Here is a 16,686-nt window from a genome sequence, read left to right as displayed (position 1 = left end):
CAATGTCGGTTTGTGGTCTGGATTTTGGGACGTCGAACACGACGCTAGGCACGGTCATCAATGATGTTCCGGTGCTGGCGGCGCTCGAAGACTATCATGCCACAATTCCGAGTGCGATCTTTTACAAGGCCGATACCGGCGCCTTCATCGGCCGGAAGGCGATCGAGGCCTATGTCGAGGGCGCTCCTGGCCGCCTGATGCGCAGCCTTAAATCCGTGCTTGGCACGTCGCTGATCGACGAGACGACGCGCGTCGGCCGCGAACGCGTCAGCTTCCGCAATGTCATCGCCTATTATCTCGGTGCGGTGAAGCGGCGTGCGGAACAGGCCACAGGGCTTGAACTCCGCCAGGTCGTCCATGGCCGTCCCGTCCATTTCGTCGACGACAATCCGGCGGGCGATGCCAAGGCCGAAGCTACGCTGCGCGCCATAGCGAAAGACGTCGGCTTCGAGGACGTCACGTTCCAGTTCGAGCCGATTGCCGCGGCGCTGGATTACGAGCGCCAGATCAATTCGGAGGAGATGGCGCTAATCGCCGATATCGGCGGCGGCACGTCGGATTTCTCCATCGTGCGCCTTTCGCCCGAACGGCACCGTCATGCCGATCGCAAGGACGACATTCTCGCCAATGACGGCGTGCGCATCGGGGGCACCGATTTCGACAGACATCTCAGTCTCGGTGTGATCATGCCGCTGCTCGGCTATCGTTCGGCGATGAAGCGCGCCGGGCTCGATGTGCCGTCAGGCTATTTCCACGATCTGGCGACCTGGTCGAGCATCAACCGGATGTACGACTCCAAGGTCATGAACGAGGTGAAACAGGTGCGCTATGAGGCGCAGCAGCCGGAGCTGCTGGATCGCTTGGTGCGCGTACTGGACGAGCAGCGCGGCCACACACTGGCCATGGAAGTCGAGGGCGCCAAGATTGGCCTGTCCGACAAGCCGAAATCGAGCATCGCGCTGGACTGGATCGAGCCTGGCCTTGCCGCCGGCGTCGCCCGCAAGGAACTCGTCAGCCATACCCAATTGCTTGCCGATCGGATCACTGCGCGGATCAAGATCTGCCTGAATCAGGCCGGATTGAAGCCCGAAGCGATCGATGCGGTGTTCCTGACCGGCGGTTCGGTGCAGCTCGCCCATGTCCGCAAGGCGATTACGGCGGCGCTGCCGGCCGCCCGCGCCATCGATGGCGACACGTTCGGGGCCGTTGGCAAGGGTCTGACTGTCGAGGCGGCCCGGCGCTACGGGCAGGGTTAGACCCAAAGGCCAGGGCAGTAAAAGGGGGCTGAACGCCTTGTGGTTATGCGCGGCGGTCGCTTGATCCGGCGCCCGGCACAGCCATATTAAGTCCATGGCGAAGCTCTCGAATCGCGACAGGATTCTCACCGCAGGCCTCGCGGTCGTGCATGCGCGCGGCTATGCGGGGGCCAGTGTTCGCGACATCGTGCATGCCGCGGGTGTGCCGCAGGGCACCTTCACCAACCACTTTACCTCCAAGGAAGAATTCGGCCTCGAGATCATCGATCTCTATTTCGCCAAGGGGCGCGAACTGATGGCGCAGACGCTGCGCAATGAGGGCCTGTCGCCACTGGCGCGGTTGCGCGCCTATATCGATGCCAATGTGGCCCGGCTCACCGAAGACCAGATGTGCAATGGTTGCCTGTTCGGCAACTTCACGGCAGAAGCCAGCGACCACAGCGACCTCATTCGCGACCGGCTGCTGACGATCTTCGCGGATGTTCAGCAGAGTATTGCCGAATGCCTGACCTCCGCGGTGAAAGCCGGCGAGCTGCCGGCCGACTTCAAATGCGCGGAGGTTGCGGGTTTCATCGTCTCCTCGCTGCAGGGCGCCAACCTGCTGTCGAAAGCCGAACGCAGCCCGGCACCGATTGAGCGCTTCGCGCAGGTGCTGTTCACGCAGGTGCTGCGCTGAGCTGATTGCTGCTCTGCACAGACATTGCCGCTCCTCGGGTCTTTCGCTAAACCGTGCGACATGACAGCGCGGCCCGCAGAGACCGTTGCCGACAACAAGCGACCGGGAGTGAACCATGAGCCAGACCGCCGTCGGGGCGCGCGCCACGCGCAGCGCGAAATCCGACATCGAAACCTCGACCATCCGCGCCATTTCCTGGCGGCTGATCCCGTTTCTGGTGCTGGCCTATTTCCTGGCCTATCTCGACCGCGTCAATCTTGGCTTCGCCGCGCTCACCATGAATGCCGAGCTGAATTTCTCGCCCACCGTTTTTGCGTGGGGCGCCGGCATCTTCTTCATCGGCTATTTCATTTTTGAAGTTCCCAGCAATATCGCGCTGGAGAAATTCGGCGCCAGCCGCTGGATCGCGCGCATCATGGTGAGCTGGGGCATCATCTCTGCGCTGATGGCGATCGTCAGTGGCCCGTGGAGCTTCTACACGCTGCGCTTTCTGCTCGGTGTCGCCGAGGCGGGCTTCTTCCCCGGCATTATCCTCTATCTCACTTACTGGTTTCCGGCCGAATATCGCGCGCGTTTCCTCGCCGCCTTCGCGATCGCGGTGCCCGTATCCACGGTGATTGGCGCGCCGATCTCCGGCATGCTGCTGGGGCTCGACGGTGTCATGGGCCTGAAGGGCTGGCAGTGGTTGTTCATCATCGAAGGGATTCCTTCGGTCATTCTCGGCGTCGTCACCTGGTTCTACCTCACCGACAAGCCTGAAAAGGCCGAATGGCTGACGCCTGACCAGAAGATGTGGCTCTCCGACAAGCTCGAAGGCGAGCGTCTCGCCAAGGAGAGCGCCCATGGCATGACGCTGGGGCAGGCGCTGTCGTCGCCGAAGGTGCTGATGCTGAGCGTGATCTATTTCGGCTTTGTCGGCGCGCTTTATGGCATGCAGTTCTGGCTGCCGCAGATCGTGAAGGCGTTCGGCTTCACCAACCTGCAGACCGGTTTCGTCACCGCGATCCCCTATCTGTTCGGCTCCATTGCCATGGTGCTGTGGGCGCAGCATTCCGACAAGACCCGCGAACGCGTCTGGCATGTCGGCCTGCCGCTGCTGCTGACCGCCGTGGCGCTCGCGCTGTCCGGCATCTCCACCAATCCGACCCTGACCATGGTCGCGCTGACGGTCGCTGCGATCGGCGTGTTCTGCACCTTCGCACTGTTCTGGACGCTGCCGACGGCGTGGCTGAGCGGCACGGCGGCGGCCGGCGCCATCGCGCTGATCAATTCGATCGGCAATCTTGCGGGCTTCGGCGGTCCCTATCTGATCGGCTGGGTCAAGGAATTGACCGGCAGCACCTCGACCGGGCTTCTGGTCCTGGCGGCCATGCCGCTGGTGGCCGGAATCCTTGTGCTGGTCGGCAATCACGGGACAGCAACGGAGTTCGCAGCTACCGGCAAACCGGCACGGTGAAATAAGGCCGTGATGCGGTGCGGCAATCTGGCGAAATCGTGATCACTGACGAATATTGACATTCGTCAGTGATCACGCCTAAGTTCCCTTCGAACATTCATTCGAAGGACGCTCGTGATGCTCGGCCACACCAAAGTCAGCGCTTTCCGCAAGCCATTCGCCGCTGCGCTCCTGCTGATCCCGGCCCTTGCTCTGGCCGGCTGCGGCAAGAAGACCGAAGCTGAGGCCAAGCCGACCCGCCCCGTGCTGGTCGCGACCGTGCATTACGAGCCGGAATCGCCGCAGCGCAGTTTCGTCGGCACCATCCGCCCGCGGATCGAGACCGATATGGGCTTCCGGGTCACCGGCAAGGTCGCCAAGCGCCTTGTTGAGGTCGGCCAGAACGTCGAGATCGGCCAGCCGCTGGCTACGCTCGACGAGGTCGATCTGAAGCTGCAGGCCGAGCAGGCGGTCGCCGAACTCAACGCATCCACGGGCGTGCTGGCCAATGCCACTGCAGCCGAGGGCCGCGCCACCGAATTGCGCGCCAAGGGCTGGTCCACCCAGGCACAGCTCGATCAGGCCAAAGCCACGGGCGACGAAGCCCGGGCGCGTCTCAATCGCGCCGAACGCTCGGTCGAACTCACCAAGAACAGCCTCTCTTATGCGACGCTGATCGCCGACACCCGCGGCGTTGTCACCGCGACGCTGATCGATGCCGGTCAGGTCGTCGCCGCAGGGCAAGCCGCCATCCGTGTCGCGCGTTTCGGCGAGAAGGAGGCGGTGGTTTCCATTCCGGAAACGCTGGTTGGCCGCGCCAAGGAAGGCAAAGCCAGCGTGACGCTGTGGTCCGAGCCCGGCAAGCAATATGCCGCCAAGCTGCGTGAACTGGCGCCCAATGCCGACACCGCGACGCGCACTTATCTCGCCAAGTTCTCGCTGCCCGAGGCTGACGACAAGGTGTCGCTCGGCATGACGGCGACGCTGACGCTCTCCGATCCCGCCACCGAACGCGTTGCGCGCGTGCCGCTCTCGGCGCTGTTCAGCCAGGGCAACAACCCTTCGCTCTACGTTGTGAGCGCATCGGGCGACGTCGCGCTGCAGCCGGTCAAGGTGAAGTCCTATGAGAGCAACGACGTCATCATCTCAGGTGGCGTCGATGAAGGTGCCAAGATCGTGACACTGGGCGTGCAGAAGCTCGACCCGGCGCTGAAGGTTCACGTCGTCTCCGCATTGTCGTTTTAAGACGCTCGCATTCAAAGGACGAAGCCGATGCATCGCTTCAACCTCTCCGCCTGGGCCGTCGCTCATCCCGCGCTGATCCTGTTTCTGATCATCGCGCTCGGCGTCGGCGGCTTCTTCTCATACGAGAAGCTGGGCCGCGCCGAAGATCCGTCATTCACGGTGAAGGTCGTCAACGTCACGGCGATCTGGCCGGGGGCGACGGCCAAGGAAATGCAGGAACAGGTTGCAGATCCCATCGAGAAAAAGATGCAGGAACTGCCTTACTTCGAAAAGGTGCAGACCTATTCGAAGCCGAACTTCACGGCGCTGCAGGTCACGTTCAGGGATAACGCGCCCGCCAAGGAAGTACCGTTCCTGTTCTATCTGTTGCGCAAGAAGCTTGCCGACGTGCAGGGCAGCCTGCCCGCCAATCTGATCGGGCCGACGGTCAATGACGAATTCAGCGACGTCGATTCCATTCTTTACATGATGACGGGGGACGGCGCCGATTTCAAACAGTTGAAGGTGGTCGCTGAAGGCCTGCGGCAGCGCCTGCTGAAGGTGAAGGGTGTCACCAAGGTCAATCTCTACGGCACCCAGGACGAGCGCATTTTCGTCGAATTCTCCCACGCCAAACTGGCGACGCTCGGCATTACGCCGCAGACGCTGTTCGACTCGCTCGCCAAGCAGAACGCGATCCAGCCGGCGGGCACGGTGGAAACCTCGTCGCAGCGCGTGCCGCTGCGCGTCACCGGTGCACTTGATGGCGCCAAAACCGTCGCGGAGACGCCGGTCGAGAGTAACGGGCGCACGTTCCGCCTCGGCGATATCGCGACGGTCAGCCATGGCTTCGTCGATCCACCGGATTTCAAGGTCCGGCAGAAAGGCCAATACGCACTCGGCATCGGCGTGGTGACGGCGAACGGCGCCAACATTCTTGAACTCGGCAAGGACGTCGAAAAGGCCAAGAACGAGTTCATGGTCGCCGTCCCGCAGGGCGTCAATGTCGAGCAGATCGCCGATCAGCCGCTGGTGGTCGAACACGCCGTTGGCGAATTTACGCACTCATTCATCGAGGCCCTGGCGATCGTGCTGTTCGTCAGCTTCCTTGCGCTCGGCTGGCGCACCGGCATCGTGGTAGCGCTGTCGGTGCCGCTGGTGCTCGGTATCGTCTTCATGGTCATGAATGCGATGGGCATGGACCTGCATCGCATCACGCTCGGCGCGCTGATCATCGCGCTCGGCCTCCTGGTCGACGACGCGATCATCGCGGTCGAGATGATGGTGGTGAAAATGGAGCAGGGCTGGGACCGCGTGCGCGCGGCGTCCTTCGCCTGGGAATCGACGGCGTTTCCGATGCTCACGGGCACGCTCATCACGGCCGTCGGCTTCCTGCCGATCGGCTTCGCCAATTCCGCGGTCGGCGAATATGCCGGTGGCATCTTCTGGGTGGTCGCGGTTGCGCTGATCGCTTCATGGTTCGTCGCGGTGATCTTCACGCCCTATATCGGCGTGAAGCTGCTGCCGAACTTTGCTGCCCACGGCAAGGCCCATCACGATCCGCATGCGGTCTATGAGACGCGCATCTATCGCGGTCTGCGCAGTGTCGTGCAGTGGTGCGTCACGCACCGCATCAAGGTGGTGGCTGCCACGGTCGGTATCTTCATCGCCGCCATCGTTGGCTTCGGCCATGTCCAGCAGCAGTTCTTCCCGCTGTCTGAGCGCCCCGAACTGTTCCTGCAGCTGCGCCTGCCGGAAGGCACGGCCTTTGGCGTTACCGAAAAGGCGGTCAAGGACGCCGAGAAGCTGCTCAAGGACGACAAGGACATCGCCACCTATACGGCCTATGTCGGCCGCGGCTCGCCGCGCTTCTGGCTCGGCCTCAATCCGCAGCTCCCGAACGAGGCCTTCGCCGAGATCGTGATCGTGTCCAAGGATGTCGAGGCACGCGAGCGCATCAAGTCCAAGATCGAGAAGGCCGTCGCCGATGGCCAGCTGCCGGAAGCACGCGTGCGCGTCGATCGCTTCAATTTCGGTCCGCCGGTCGGTTTCCCCGTCCAGTTCCGCGTCATCGGGCCGGATACCGCGACCGTGCGGGATATCGCCTACAGGGTGCGCGAAGTAATGCGCGCCAACAAGAATATGGTCGATCCGCAGCTCGACTGGAACGAACAGACGCCTTCCCTCAGGCTGGTGGTCGACCAGGATCGCGCCCGCGCCCTCGGCCTGACGCCGCAGGAGTTGTCACAATCCCTGGCGATGCTGATCTCCGGCGCGTCGGTCACGAACGTGCGTGACGGTATCGAGAAAGTGGGTGTCGTTGCCCGGGCCGTGCCGTCGGAACGCCTCGATCTCGGCCGTGTGGGCGATCTCACCATCATCTCGCGCAACGGCGTTCCGGTGCCGCTGTCGCAGGTGGCGAAGATCGAATACGCCCATGAGGAGCCGATCCTCTGGCGCCGTAACCGCGACATGGCGATCACCGTGCGCGGCGACGTCGTCGACGGCGTGCAGCCGCCGGACGTCACCAACCAGATTTGGCCGCAGTTGCAGCAGATTCGCGACAGCCTGCAGCCGGCCTATCGCATCGAGATCGGCGGCGCAGTGGAGGAATCCAGCAAGGGCAATGCCTCGATTGCCGTACTGTTTCCGCTGATGATGATCATCATGCTGACGCTGCTGATGGTGCAGTTGCAGAGCTTCTCGCGCCTGATCCTGGTGTTCCTGACGGCGCCGCTCGGCATCGTCGGCGCCTCTTTGGCGCTGAACGTTGCCAACAAGCCGTTCGGCTTCGTGGCATTGCTCGGCCTGATCGCGCTGGCGGGTATGATCATGCGCAACGCCGTTATTCTGGTGGATCAGATCGAAACCGACGTGCGGCACGGCCTGACCCGCCGCGAAGCCATCGTCGAGGCGACCGTGCGCCGTGCGCGTCCGGTCATCCTGACGGCGTTGGCCGCCATTTTGGCGATGATCCCGCTGTCGCGCTCGGCCTTCTGGGGCCCGATGGCGGTCACCATCATGGGTGGATTGTTTGTGGCGACGTTCTTGACGTTGTTGTATCTCCCGGGCCTCTATGCCCTATGGTTTCGCAAGAGCCTGGATGAACGCGGATCGGGTGAGGATGTGGATCATCACGCACCGCACCATCACGACAAGAAGCAGGCCTTTCCGCTTGCTGCCGAATAGCTAAAGACTGTTATCCGAGATGACTCTGATTTCTGAACACGTCGAAGCCGATATGCGGGGCCGCATCGTTGTGGTCGCGGAAAAGCTGTTTCGTGAAATTGGCTACCAGAAGACCACCGTCGCCGACATCGCGAAGGTGCTGCGGATGTCACCGGCGAACGTCTATCGTTTCTTCGATTCGAAGAAGTCGATCATCGCGGCTGTGGCGCAGCGGTTGATGGGGGAAGTTGAAGAGGCCGCTGGAGCGATTGCTGAAAATCCGCAGCCGGCCGCCGCGCGGCTCCGCGAACTGCTGACGTCGATCCATGAGATGAATGCCGAACGCTATGTCGGCGATGCCAAGCTGCATGAGATGGTCGCCATCGCCATGGAAGAGAGTTGGGATGTCTGCACTGCTCATATGGAGCGCATCACCGTTACCATCGGCGGTGTCATCGCGGACGGTGCTGCCAAGGGTGAGTTTCAGGCTCCGGACGTCGAATTGGCAGCCATGTGCGCCTGCACCGCCATGATGCGGTTCTTTCACCCGCAGATGATCGCGCAATGTGCGACGAAACCTGGCCCGACCCTGGACCAGATGATCGACTTCGTTCTTGCCGGGTTGGCCCCGCGGGGCTAGACGATCTCTCTGACGTCAATTCAGGGGATCTTCCGCGTGACCGCATTCGATCTGCATTCTTACGAACCCGTCAACGGCCACGGCCTCAAGCACGATCCCTTCAATGCCATCATCGGTCCGCGTCCGATCGGGTGGGTCTCCTCCCGGGATGCCAATGGCCACGTTAATCTGGCGCCATACAGCTTCTTCAACGCCTTCAACTACACGCCGCCGCTGATCGGCTTTTCCAGCATCGGGATCAAGGACTCCGCCCGCAACATGCAGGCGACGAAGGAATTCGTCTGGAATTTGGCCACCATGGATCTGGCCAAGCAGATGAACGCCACGGCGGCGCATGTCGGCCCGGAAGTCGATGAATTCGAGATCGCCGGCCTGACGCCGGTGCCGAGCAAGCTGGTGAACGTACCTCGTGTCGGCGAAGCCCGCGTTGCTTTCGAGTGCAAGGTGACCCAGATCATCGAACTCAAGGGCGCCAACGGCGCTTCGGCCAACGCCTTCCTCACCATGGGTGAAGTCGTCGCCGTGCATATCGACAAAACCCTGATCGTGGATGGCGTGTACCAGACCGCATTGGCTGGCCCGATCCTGCGCGCCGGCCGCCGCGGCGACTATTTCCACATCAAGCAGGACGCCATGTTCGAGATGAACCGGCCGGACTGAGGCCGGCTATTCTTCCGGCATTTCGGTCGCGCGACCACTGGTCACGCGGCGGGAAATCGCCTTTCGGGAACCGTTGCGGTATCCTGTCGTTAATGATGGCTCGATGCTGTCAAATTTCGCTTGAATTTCAATGCGAAAGCTAAGGTGACACCGACACCGTCCTGCAAGAGCGTCTGCCTTTTGGCGCCCGTGGTCCGCCCGGACTGCTTGTCGTCTCGATCGAGAGGAAGCCTCCATGAGCTCGTCCAGCTTGCGCCGTGATTATCTCACCAAGCCGATCTTTGGCTGGGCCAAGGGCGTGCTACCGAAAATGTCGGATACCGAGCGCGAGGCGCTGGAAGCCGGCGACGTCTGGTGGGATGCGGATCTGTTCACCGGCAATCCGGACTGGGCCAAGCTGCTCGCCGTCAAGCCGGCCACACTGACGGACGAAGAACAGGCCTTCATGACCGGGCCGGTGGATCGCCTCTGCGAGATGATCGACGACTGGAAGATCAATTGGGAATTGCGCGATCTGTCGCCGGACGTCTGGGAGTTCATCAAGCGCGAAAAGTTCTTCGGCATGATCATTCCGAAGGAATTCGGAGGTCTCGGCTTCTCGCCTTATGCGCATTCGGAAGTGGTGCGCAAGATTTCGTCGCGGTCGGTGGTCGCCGCCGTCACCGTGATGGTGCCCAACTCGCTCGGCCCCGGCGAACTGCTGATGAAGTTCGGCACCGACGCGCAGCGCCAGCGCTGGCTGCCGCGCCTTGCCGACGGACGCGACATTCCCTGTTTCGGCCTCACCAGCCCGGAAGCGGGCTCGGACGCGGCCTCGATGATCGACAGCGGCATCATCTGCAAGGGCACGTTCGAAGGCCAGGAGGTTCTGGGCCTGCGCCTCAACTGGCACAAGCGCTACATCACGCTCGGCCCGGTCGCGACGTTGATCGGTCTCGCCTTCAAGGCCTATGACCCCGATCACCTCGTGGGCTCACAGGATGAGCTTGGCATCACAGTTGCGCTGATCCCGCATGATCTTCCGGGCGTCGAGATCGGCCAGCGCCATCTACCGTCGATGCAGGTGTTCCAGAACGGCCCGAACTGGGGCCGCGACGTTTTCATTCCGCTCGACTACATCATCGGCGGTCAGGAGCGCCTAGGACAGGGCTGGAAGATGCTGATGTCGGCGCTCGCCGCCGGCCGTGGCATCTCGCTGCCGTCCCTGTCTGCGGCCGGTGCCGCCTATGCCGCGCGCACCACTGGTGCCTATGCCCGCATCCGCGAACAGTTCAACATTTCGATCAGCAAGTTCGAAGGCATCGAGGAGCCGCTCGCCCGCATCGCCGGCACGGCCTATCTGCTCGATGCCGCGCGACGCCTGACCTCGGCGGCGCTCAATCTGGGCCATCATCCCGCGGTTATCTCCGGCATCATGAAGCTGCATGCCACCGAGCGCATGCGCATCGCCATCGATGATGCCATGGACATCCATGGCGGCAAGGCCGTCATCGACGGCCCGCAGAACTATATGGGCAATCTCTATCGCGCGATGCCGGTGGGCATCACGGTTGAGGGTGCCAACATCCTGACGCGCAATCTCATCGTGTTCGGGCAGGGCGCCATCCGCGCGCATCCTTATCTGTTGCAGGAAATGAATGCGCTCGGCGATCCCGACAAGGCGAAGGGCTTAGAGGCCTTCGACACCGCGTTCTGGAAACATATCGGCCACAGCATTACCACGCTGTTCCGCGCCTGGGGCCGCTGCTGGACTGGTGGCGTATTCGCGCCTGCGCCGGATGCCGGCGATGCTACACAGTTCTATCGCCAGCTCTCGCGTTATTCCTCGGCCTTCGCATTGTGCGCCGACATGGCGTTGCTGACGCTCGGCGGAGCGTTGAAGCGCAAGGAAATGCTGTCGGCGCGGTTCGGCGATATTCTCTCCGAGCTTTATCTGCTCTCGGCTGCGCTGAAGCGCTGGGAGGACGAAGGCCGCCAGCAGGACGACCTGCCGGCGCTTGAATGGTGTATGGCGTCCGGCTTCAAGACCATCGAGAACCGCTTTGCGGAGATTCTGGCCAACCTGCCGAACCGCTTTGTCGCCGGCATCCTCAAATTCATCGTGCAGCCATATGGTGCATCGGTGCTCGGGCCTTCGGACCGCGTGGTGCATCGCTGCGCGCAGATGATCCTGGAGCCGTCGGCGACGCGCGATCGCCTGACGCCGGATCTGTCGCATGTGGATGATGACCGCGGTCTTGCGCGGCTTGAGAAGGCGTTCAAACTGGTGACATCGAGTGACGATATTGCCAAGCGCATTCGGACGGCGAAGCTCAAGAACTGGAAGGATGCAGTGACACAGGGCGTCATCACTCAGGCCGAGGGCGAAAAGCTCGCCGCTGCGCAGGAAGCCGTCAAGCTGGTGATCGAGGTCGATCACTTCGCACCGGAAGAGCTGTCGCCCGGTTATAAGAAGTCCGATAACGTGCACCAGTTCTTCCAGGAACTTGGTGAGCAGCGGGCAGCAAGCTGATGGCAAGACTTTCATGACAAGACCAGTCTATATCGTCGACGGCAGCCGCACGCCGTTCCTGAAGGCGCGCAGCGGCCCCGGCCCATTCACCCCTGTCGATCTCGCCGTGCAATGCGGACGCCCGCTGCTGGCGCGGCAGCCATTTGCACCCGATGCCTTCGATCAGGTGATCCTCGGCTGCGTCAATGTCATTGCCGATGAGATGAATCCCGCGCGCGTCGCAGCACTTCGGCTCGGTATGGGCGAGGCGATGGTGGCCTTCACCGTGCAGATCAATTGCGGCTCCGGCATGCAGTCGATCGACACCGGCTATCGCTATATCCGTGAGGGGAATGCCGATTTGATTCTCGCTGGCGGTGCCGAAGCGCTCAGCCACGCGCCGCTGGTCTGGCCGCAGAACGGCGTACGCTGGTTCGCCGGGCTTGCTATGGCCAAGGGTGTGCTCGGCAAGGTGGCGGCGATCGCTAAGGCCCGGCCGGCATATTTTAAGCCGGTCATAGGCCTTGAGCGCGGTCTCACCGATCCGATCACCGACCTCAATATGGGCCAGACCGCCGAGAAGGTCGGGCATCTGTTCGGCATCACGCGTGCACAGGCCGATGCCTATGCCGTCGAAAGCCACAAGCGCCTTGCGCATGCGCAGGAACAGGGCTGGCTGAAGGGTGAGGTCGAAACCGCCTTCGATCGCAAGGGCAATTTCTACGACCACGATGACGGCGTCCGCGCGGATTCGTCGATCGATAAGCTCGCGACACTGAAGCCGGTATTCGAACGTCCGTGGGGGCAGGTCACCGCCGGCAATTCTTCGCAGATCACCGATGGCGCATCATGGACGATTCTTGCGTCCGAAGAAGCGGTGGCGAAACATGGTCTCACGCCGAAGGCGGTGATCATCGACAGCCAGTGGTCTGCGCTCGATCCGTCGATCATGGGGCTCGGTCCGGTGTTGTCGTCGAACGATCTGTTGAAGCGCAACAACATGACGATTCAGGACATCGAGACCTGGGAGCTCAACGAAGCCTTCGCCACGCAAGTACTCGGCTGTCTCGCCGCCTGGAAGGACGAAAAATTCTGCCGCGAGGTGCTCGGCCTTGATGGCGCCGCGGGCGAGATCGATCGCGCCAGGCTCAATGTCGATGGCGGTGCGATCAGCCTCGGCCATCCCGTCGGCACGTCCGGTAACCGTATTGTGCTGCATCTCGTCAATGCGATGAAGCGGCTCGGCACCAAACGCGGCATCGCAACCGAATGTATCGGCGGCGGCCTCGGTGGCGCGATGTTGATCGAGACGGTGTGAGGGCGTCATGGACAGCAAGATCATGGACGTTCTTGGGGATCGCGTGCTCGAACTCGGGCCGGGTCCCGACACATCAGGCGCTTATCGCCACTTCAAGGTGACGCGCGACGCCGATGGCATCGCGTGGCTGTTGTTTGACCGCGCCGATGCGAGCGCCAATACGCTTTCGGCTGTGGTGCTGGAAGAATTCGATCAGGTGCTGAATGCGCTGGAAGCCCAGCGCCCGACCGGCATCGTGGTTCGTTCGGCCAAGACGTCCGGTTTCATCGCCGGCGCCGACGTTAATGAATTTCGTGGCGCCAGCGATCCATTGGAAGTGGAAACGCAGATCAGCCGTGCTCACGCGGTGATCGACCGCTTCGAGGCGCTGAAGATCCCGACGGTGGCCGTCATTCACGGTTTCTGCCTGGGCGGCGGCCTCGAAGTGGCGCTGGCCTGCCAGATGCGCATCGCCATCGATGGTGCGCGTTTCGGTTTTCCTGAAGTGATGCTCGGCCTGCATCCAGGTTTGGGCGGCACGGCGCGTTTCACGCATCTGGTCAATCCGATGCAGGCGATGCCGCTGATGCTGACCGGCAAGACCATCGACGCGCGCAAGGCGAAAGCGATCGGCCTTGTCGATGCGGTGACCGAGGAACGCCATGTCCGCAACGCCGTGCGCGATGCGGTGTTCGGCAAGCTCAAGCGCGCCAAGCCGAGTGCGCTGATCCCGATCATGAACTTCTCGCCGGTGCGCGGCATTCTCGCCTCGCGCATGGTCGCGGAAGCCTCGAAGGCTGCGCCGCGCGAACATTACCCCGCGCCCTATGCGTTGATCGAGCTGTGGGAGAAGCATGGCGGTGACCGTGCGGCGATGCTCAATGCCGAGAAGGCGTCCTTCGCCCGGCTAATGGTGACGCTGACGGCGCAGAACCTGATCCGCGTCTTCTTCCTGCGCGAGCAGATGAAGAAGCTTGCCGGTGACGGCAACACCATCAAACATGTCCATGTGATCGGCGCCGGCGCCATGGGCGGCGACATCGCGGCGTGGTGCGCACATCAGGACATCCGCGTCACGCTGGCCGACATGAAGCCCGAGCCGATCGCGGGCGCCATGAAGCGCGCCGCCGATCTCTACAGCAAGATCATCCGCAAGCGCACCGAGCAGCGCGACACGCTGGATCGCCTGATCCCCGATATGGACGGCGAGGGCGTACGCAATGCCGACCTGATCATCGAGGCGGTGTCGGAGAAGCTCGAACTGAAGCAGAAGGTCTATGCCGGCATTGAGCCGCGCATGAAGCCGGATGCGATCCTCGCCACCAATACGTCGAGCATTCCACTACAGGATCTGCGCAGCACGCTGGCGCGGCCGGAGCGGCTGCTGGGGTTGCATTTCTTCAACCCGGTGTCCCGCCTGCAACTGGTCGAAGTCGTCAGCCATGACGGTGTGGATCAGGATATGCTGAAGAAGGCCACGGCTTTCGTCGGCGCAATTGATCGCCTACCGCTGCCGGTGAAGAGTTCGCCGGGTTTCCTCGTCAATCGCGCGCTGACGCCTTACATGCTTGAGGCGATGATGCTGATGGAGGAGAAAGTCGACAAGGAAACCATCGACGCCGCCGCCGAACAGTTCGGCATGCCGATGGGGCCCATCGAACTGGCCGATCAGGTAGGCCTCGATATTTGTTTGGCCGTCGGCGACATGCTGCGCTCCAAATTCGGCGATCTGCTGCCGCCGACGCCAGCCTGGCTGCGCGAGAAGGTCAACAAGGGCGAGCTCGGCAAGAAGACCGGCCGTGGCTTCTATACATGGCGTGACGGCAAGGCTGAGAAGAGTTCCAGCGCGGTCGCCACCGCGCGGCCGACGCAGGAGATGATCGATCGCTTGGTGCTGCCGATGTCGAATGTCTGCGTCGCCTGTCTGCGCGAAGGCATCGTCGACAATCCGGATGTTGTCGATGGCGCAATGATTTTCGGAACAGGTTACGCGCCATTCCGCGGCGGCCCGCTGAACTATGCGCGGGCGCGTGGAACCGAGAATATCACCGCCACGCTGCGCACGCTGGCGGCCCGGTTCGGCGATCGCTTTGCGCCGGATGCCGGCTGGGAAACCTTTAAATGATGACTCAATTTGCGGCAGGCTTTGCTCATGACTGAATCAACGACGCAGCCAGTGACAGGGCTGGATGCGGAACCGACCGGCGATCTCACCATCCGCACGGTGGCGATGCCAGCAGATACCAATGCCAATGGCGATATCTTTGGCGGCTGGCTGCTCAGCCAGATGGATCTCGGCGGCGGCATCTTTGCCGCCAAGGTGGCGAAGACGCGCACCGTCACCGTCGCCATCGAGGCGATGACCTTCCGCAAGGCCGTTCATGTCGGTGACGTCGTGTCCGTGCATGCGGAACTGGTGCGGATGGGCCGCACGTCACTTACCGTGCATATCGAGGCCTGGGTGCTTCGCCGCAACGAAAACGCCCCGATCCTGGTGACCGACGGCAATTTCACCTTCGTGTCCATTGACGAGGCGGGGCGCCCGCAGGTGATCAAGCGTCCGGACGCGACGATCTCGACCTGAGCAATTCTAAACACCGGCGGGAACGAAATACCTCCTCTGCAGTTAGTGGCCCGGAATATGCATCGCCTATCACGTAGGGGGCCGCCATGTCAGACACTTACATCATCGAAGTCTCATCGCAGGCTGCCGGCATCGTGGTTCGCGATCCCGGTGGGTACAGGTTCTTCGCCGCGTCTCACCGTTTCAACCCGATGGAAGGCCAACTGTTTCGCAATGCGCGCGAAGCTGAACGCGCCGCCTTTCAATTCGCGCAGGGTATCCAAGCGGCTGTGACGCCCTAGAGGGCGACTCTCTTACGACATCGCGGCGGCGACGCGCATGGGGCCTGCGCCGGTGATGCGTTGACCATTGCCGTCAACACCCGCACCATGGAACCGTTCGATCCGAGGTGCTGTCGTGACTGCTGGCCTGACCCATCGCCAATCCGAAATCCTGAATCACGCGCGCGCCTTTGGCCGCGTGATGGTCGACGACCTGGTGCGGCGCTTCGAGGTGTCCGCACAGACCATCCGCAAGGATCTCAACGATCTTTGCGACCAGCGCCTGCTGACGCGCATTCACGGCGGCGCCATCGTCGCCTCCGGCGTGGAAAACCTTGCTTACGAAGCGCGGCGATTCGTAGCCGCCGAAGAGAAGAAAGCCATCGGCGTCGCTGCCGCGGCGCAGATTCCCAATGGCTCGTCGCTGTTCATCAATATCGGGACCACCACGGAAGAAGTCGCCAGCGCTCTGACCAATCACGAAAACCTGCTGGTCATTACCAACAACCTCAATGTTGCGATGATGCTCTATCGTCACCCGCATATCGAGGTGATTGTCGCCGGTGGCACCGTGCGCCGCTCCGATGGTGCGGTGATCGGCTCCACGGCGATCAAGCTGATTGGCCAATTCAAGGTCGATTACGCCATCATCGGCGCCTCGGCGATTGACGAGGAGGGTGCGCTGCTCGACTTCGACTATCGCGAGGTGCAGGCGGCGCAGGCGATCATCGCCAATGCCCGCAGTGTCATGCTGGTCTGCGATTCGACCAAGCTGCGGCGCTCGGCGGCCGTGCGCATCGCCCATATCAGCCAGATACAGACCTTCGTCACCGACGTGCCGCTGCCACCGCCCTTGCAGGAGATCTGCCGAAGCCGGGGCGTGCAGGTCATCGCCGCCTTGCCGGGCTCCGCCGACGATGCGGACGACCTGGAACCCGAGCCGACCCCGCTTTAGACCCTGTTCAGACCCCGAAAACGCCAGTTGCTTTCGTTTT

General features: G+C 62.3%; 13 protein-coding genes. All 13 read left to right on the top strand.

Annotated features, from left to right (window positions below):
• The first annotated feature begins 2 nt into the window (after positions 1 to 2).
• The 13 genes from BLW80_RS22170 (at position 3) to BLW80_RS22110 (ending at position 16,646) form a co-directional block, all read left to right on the top strand.
• Entirely contained in the window at positions 3 to 1,256 is a 1,254-nt protein-coding gene (locus BLW80_RS22170) for an Hsp70 family protein (RefSeq protein ID WP_093759642.1), read from the top strand.
• A gap of 94 nt (positions 1,257 to 1,350) precedes the next feature.
• Positions 1,351 to 1,932, top strand: a complete 582-nt coding sequence (locus BLW80_RS22165) for a TetR/AcrR family transcriptional regulator (RefSeq protein ID WP_089262610.1) — start codon at positions 1,351 to 1,353, stop codon at positions 1,930 to 1,932.
• Positions 1,933 to 2,047: 115 nt separating this feature from the next.
• The gene (locus BLW80_RS22160; RefSeq protein WP_093759641.1) at positions 2,048 to 3,388 is read left to right on the top strand and encodes an MFS transporter; all 1,341 of its coding nucleotides are present in this window, start codon (positions 2,048 to 2,050) and stop codon (positions 3,386 to 3,388) included.
• Between the two features lie 117 nt (positions 3,389 to 3,505).
• Positions 3,506 to 4,612, top strand: a complete 1,107-nt coding sequence (locus tag BLW80_RS22155) for an efflux RND transporter periplasmic adaptor subunit (protein WP_093759640.1) — start codon at positions 3,506 to 3,508, stop codon at positions 4,610 to 4,612.
• 27 nt (positions 4,613 to 4,639) lie between these two features.
• Positions 4,640 to 7,780 (top strand): efflux RND transporter permease subunit, encoded by a 3,141-nt coding sequence (locus BLW80_RS22150; RefSeq protein WP_093759639.1) that lies wholly within the window; start codon positions 4,640 to 4,642, stop codon positions 7,778 to 7,780.
• Positions 7,781 to 7,799: 19 nt separating this feature from the next.
• Positions 7,800 to 8,399 carry a TetR/AcrR family transcriptional regulator gene (locus BLW80_RS22145; protein WP_093759638.1) on the top strand — a complete coding sequence of 200 codons (600 nt, stop codon included), beginning with the start codon at positions 7,800 to 7,802 and terminating at the stop codon, positions 8,397 to 8,399.
• A 36-nt stretch (positions 8,400 to 8,435) separates the two neighbouring features.
• Entirely contained in the window at positions 8,436 to 9,059 is a 624-nt protein-coding gene (locus BLW80_RS22140; protein ID WP_089262600.1) for a flavin reductase family protein, read from the top strand.
• A 235-nt stretch (positions 9,060 to 9,294) separates the two neighbouring features.
• Positions 9,295 to 11,571, top strand: coding sequence for an acyl-CoA dehydrogenase (locus BLW80_RS22135; protein WP_093759637.1), 2,277 nt, complete (start codon positions 9,295 to 9,297; stop codon positions 11,569 to 11,571).
• Between the two features lie 13 nt (positions 11,572 to 11,584).
• A complete protein-coding gene (locus tag BLW80_RS22130; protein WP_093759636.1) occupies positions 11,585 to 12,868 on the top strand; it encodes an acetyl-CoA C-acetyltransferase in 1,284 nt (427 codons plus the stop codon).
• A gap of 7 nt (positions 12,869 to 12,875) precedes the next feature.
• On the top strand, positions 12,876 to 14,972 hold the full coding sequence (locus tag BLW80_RS22125) for a 3-hydroxyacyl-CoA dehydrogenase NAD-binding domain-containing protein (RefSeq protein ID WP_093759635.1): 2,097 nt from the start codon (positions 12,876 to 12,878) through the stop codon (positions 14,970 to 14,972).
• Between the two features lie 27 nt (positions 14,973 to 14,999).
• The gene (locus BLW80_RS22120) at positions 15,000 to 15,431 is read left to right on the top strand and encodes an acyl-CoA thioesterase (RefSeq protein WP_093759634.1); all 432 of its coding nucleotides are present in this window, start codon (positions 15,000 to 15,002) and stop codon (positions 15,429 to 15,431) included.
• An 86-nt stretch (positions 15,432 to 15,517) separates the two neighbouring features.
• Entirely contained in the window at positions 15,518 to 15,712 is a 195-nt protein-coding gene (locus BLW80_RS22115) for a hypothetical protein (protein ID WP_093759633.1), read from the top strand.
• Positions 15,713 to 15,827: 115 nt separating this feature from the next.
• Positions 15,828 to 16,646: a DeoR/GlpR family DNA-binding transcription regulator gene (locus BLW80_RS22110; RefSeq protein WP_244528382.1), complete on the top strand. Its 819-nt coding sequence runs from the start codon at positions 15,828 to 15,830 to the stop codon at positions 16,644 to 16,646.
• Positions 16,647 to 16,686: the final 40 nt, after the last annotated feature.

The sequence above is a fragment of the Tardiphaga sp. OK245 genome (genome assembly GCF_900108575.1).
Taxonomy (GTDB): domain Bacteria; phylum Pseudomonadota; class Alphaproteobacteria; order Rhizobiales; family Xanthobacteraceae; genus Tardiphaga; species Tardiphaga robiniae.
Note: the sequence above shows the minus strand (reverse complement) of the source record. Positions and strands in the feature narration are given on the sequence as shown.